General features: G+C 61.6%; 2 protein-coding genes and 2 pseudogenes. 2 read left to right on the top strand and 2 right to left on the bottom strand.

Going from position 1 to position 3024, the window contains the following annotated elements:
* Positions 1-668 (top strand): annotated as a pseudogene (locus RB2654_RS23015) (DDE-type integrase/transposase/recombinase); the annotation flags it as partial.
* A 258-nt stretch (positions 669-926) separates the two neighbouring features.
* Here the strand turns inward: RB2654_RS23015 and RB2654_RS20190 are convergent.
* A complete protein-coding gene (locus tag RB2654_RS20190; RefSeq protein ID WP_040885341.1) occupies positions 927-1958 on the bottom strand; it encodes an IS110 family RNA-guided transposase in 1032 nt (343 codons plus the stop codon).
* Positions 1959-2034: 76 nt separating this feature from the next.
* On the opposite strand from RB2654_RS20190, the pseudogene RB2654_RS23495 reads away from it, so the two are divergent.
* Positions 2035-2203: pseudogene (locus RB2654_RS23495) on the top strand (integrase core domain-containing protein); the annotation flags it as partial.
* A gap of 235 nt (positions 2204-2438) precedes the next feature.
* On the opposite strand, the gene RB2654_RS20195 reads toward RB2654_RS23495, so the two are convergent.
* A complete protein-coding gene (locus tag RB2654_RS20195) occupies positions 2439-2639 on the bottom strand; it encodes a hypothetical protein (protein ID WP_008334505.1) in 201 nt (66 codons plus the stop codon).
* Between the last annotated feature and the right edge of the window lie 385 nt (positions 2640-3024).

The following is a 3024-nucleotide window of genomic DNA, read 5'->3' on the forward strand; positions in this document are numbered from 1 at the left end:
CTACTCGCAGCGGCGGGCTTGCGCCCTGGCCGGGATCGATCCGCGTGTGTATCGGCGGCGCCCGACGCGGCCGGAGGACGAGGAATTGCGCGAGCGGCTCCGGGAGCTGTCGGGAGAGCGCCGACGGTTCGGCTATCGGCGCCTGCACATCCTGCTGAAGCGCGAAGGCTGGACCGTGAACTGGAAGAAGCTCTACCGGAGCTACCGCGAAGAAGGGCTGACCGTGCGCAAGCGCGGCGGGCGGAAGCGGGCGATCGGCACCCGGGCGCCGATGGCGATCCCGCAGGGGCCGAACCAGCACTGGAGCCTGGACTTCGTGTCCGACACACTCTCGGACGGCCGCCGCTTCCGGATCCTCTGCGTGATCATTCGCCATTGTCGCTCAGACCAATGGCGCGACAAGGCTCATCTTCAGCCGGGAGTGCCTAGCCACCGTGATCGACACTTCGCTGTCCGGCGTCCGCGTCGCCCGCGAACTCGACCGGATCGCGGAACTCAGGGGTCATCCCTGCATGGTGGTCAGCGACAACGGGACGGAACTGACGTCGAACGCCATCTTTGGCTGGCAGGAAGACCGGCAAGTCGCGTGGCTCTACATCGCCCCCGGCAAACCCTTGCAGAACGGCTTCGTCGAGAGCTTCAACGGATGCCTGAGGGACGAGTGTCTTCTGTAATCGGGGCGTGTTCGTCAAGTGTGATCGGCTTCGGTTCCGTCGTGGGGTCATGCTTCTGTCCGCGGTCGGCCCGTCCTAGGGCGCGCCGCATGTTGGCGGTCGAAGGTGAGGCGGACCATGCTAAACGGCGGGCTTGCGTGATTGCGCGCAGAAGCAGCACCAGGCACTCGTGCGGCCTTCGCCTCATCCCCGTCCCTGACGGGACCCTTGCCAAAGCACTGGACGAACTAGCGCCAGGGCTTCGGGATCAGATCATGCAGCGGCTCCCCAGTGGAAAGGGGCGTCGTCGCGCCACATGCGATGCATTACGACGGCGAGTTTGCGCGCCACCGCGATCTTCGCCTTTTTCAGACTGCTCCGCTTTGCGATCCTCAAGCCCCAGGCTCGGATCGACGTCCATTGGCGGGAGCGGGTGAGCATGACATGGGCCGCGGTGAAGAGCGCCGTTCGAGTGAAGGCATCGCCGGAGCGGCTGATGCGCCCCCTCACGTCGGTCTCTCCAGACTGGTATTGTCTCGGTGTCAGGCCAAGGTGAGCGCCGACATCACTGGAGCGGCGGAAGCGCCCCGGGTCGTCGATCGTTGCTTTGAAGGCCAGTGCCGTGACCGGACCAACTCCGGGGATGGTCATGAACCGGCGGCAGAGTTCGTCGTTAGCCGTGAGACGCAAAAGTGCCCGGTGAAGTTCGGCAAGTTGCGTCTGCATCTCGGCGCGCCCGCGAAGTAATGCGGACATACAGAGCTCGAGGTTCGGGTGCCCCTCCACAAGTTCACGCACCCGGGCCTCGAAGTCCCTCGTCGCGACACGGCCGACCTTCAGCCCGAATGGACGCAGAAGACCTCGGATCTCGTTCTCATGGTCGCGCAGCTTATTGACGAAAAACTCGCGCGACATCAGGAGCGTGCGCATCTCCTGGCTCTCCGTCGACTTCACGTGAACGGCCTTGAACCAGCCCGAGCGGATGAGTTGCGCCAAAGATCGGGCATCATTGCGATCATTCTTGTTGCGATTCATGGCCACCATCGCAGCCTTGGCATGTCGCGCTTCAATGCAGACCGCGGGCAAGCCTGCGCTCGTGAGGCCATTGTAAAGCCACTGCGACAAAGGCCCGGCTTCGAAGCCAACTCGCTCGAAGGTGCCGTCGATACCAGCCAGCATTTCGCCGATGTCGGCAGGGTCTGAAACCGCCTTTGTCTCAAGGATCATTCCGCCCTCGGCATCGACAACACAGATGCTGGTCATCTCGAGTGAGACGTCGAGGCCCACATACAATACTCTGGTCATGGTCGTTCTCCCGGTCATGGATTTACCGGTAAGAAGACTACCGGCGAATCTGGGGACTGAGCCCCGATTACGCCATCTCAACGAGCACCTGTTCGCCAACCCGCGCCATGCCCGCGGACTGATCGCGGCGTGGAGAGACGACTACAAACATCACCGCCCCCAACACGAGCCTCGAAGGGCTCACCCCGTGGGAGTATCACCAAAGGTCGAAAGAGGACCAAAACCTGAACAGAGCTAACCAATAAACGCGGACTCCAAGGGGAGCAGGTCAGTATGATTTCCTTTCGGGCTGCGGCTTCTTTCTTGGCTCTTTTTGTGGCCACTTTGGCTCGTTGTCGATCGACACGCGCTTTCATACGTGCTGTCGAGGCATCATCTTTGTCGATATCTTCAAACATCAGATGTCTCCGTGATTAAGTGTGTGAGCGATCTGGAGGGGAGTTGATGTCGTTTGAGATGGCCCCAAGATAATAAATGCTATCACTCGTCGATTTCCTTGCCGCCTTTGCGCGAAGTCTCCGATTTCATGATTGTTTTCGCTGTCAGCTTTGCGTCCGCGAAGTCGTTCGCCTCGCCCCGGACCCGTTTTTCGATGATCGGCAGAGAAATGCGCGGGACAGCTGCATGCATCGCGTGCAGGAAGGCTTCGGCTTTTCGCGCCAGGCGTTCCGCGGCTGCCATCCGCTTGGCAGTCTCGTTCTCCGCAGTCCGTTTCGTAGAGGTGACAGAGACGCGAACACGCGCCCCAGTTTGCGGCGAATGCGCGCCGTCAGAGGCGCCTCGTCTTCTTTCGCCTCTCCGACTGTGCCCTGTGATGCGGCCACGTCGAGAAGGGTTTCGACCTGATTGTTGACGGCCTCTCGTTCATCCAACCGCGCGGCTTTCGCGTCTGCTGTCACCTGAGCCTTGCGAAAGGCAGATTCGCTTTCGGCGGTGGCGCGTTCCCGGGTCTCTATTTCTGCTTCGCGCTGCCGTTGCGCGGCCTCACGTCCGGCGAGCGCATGTTCGCGCTCCTTGAGGTCTTTCGCCCGTTTTCGAAGCTGTGCCGCTTCGGCTTCGCGCCAGA

The organism is Maritimibacter alkaliphilus HTCC2654 (genome assembly GCF_000152805.1).
Classification (GTDB): Bacteria; Pseudomonadota; Alphaproteobacteria; order Rhodobacterales; family Rhodobacteraceae; genus Maritimibacter; species Maritimibacter alkaliphilus.

Coding starts and splice junctions, on each gene's coding strand:
- RB2654_RS20195 (WP_008334505.1), bottom strand. CDS start 2,639: ATGGCAGCCGCGGAACGCCTGGCGCGAAAAGCCGAAGCCTTCCTGCAC.
- RB2654_RS20190 (WP_040885341.1), bottom strand. CDS start 1,958: ATGACCAGAGTATTGTATGTGGGCCTCGACGTCTCACTCGAGATGACC.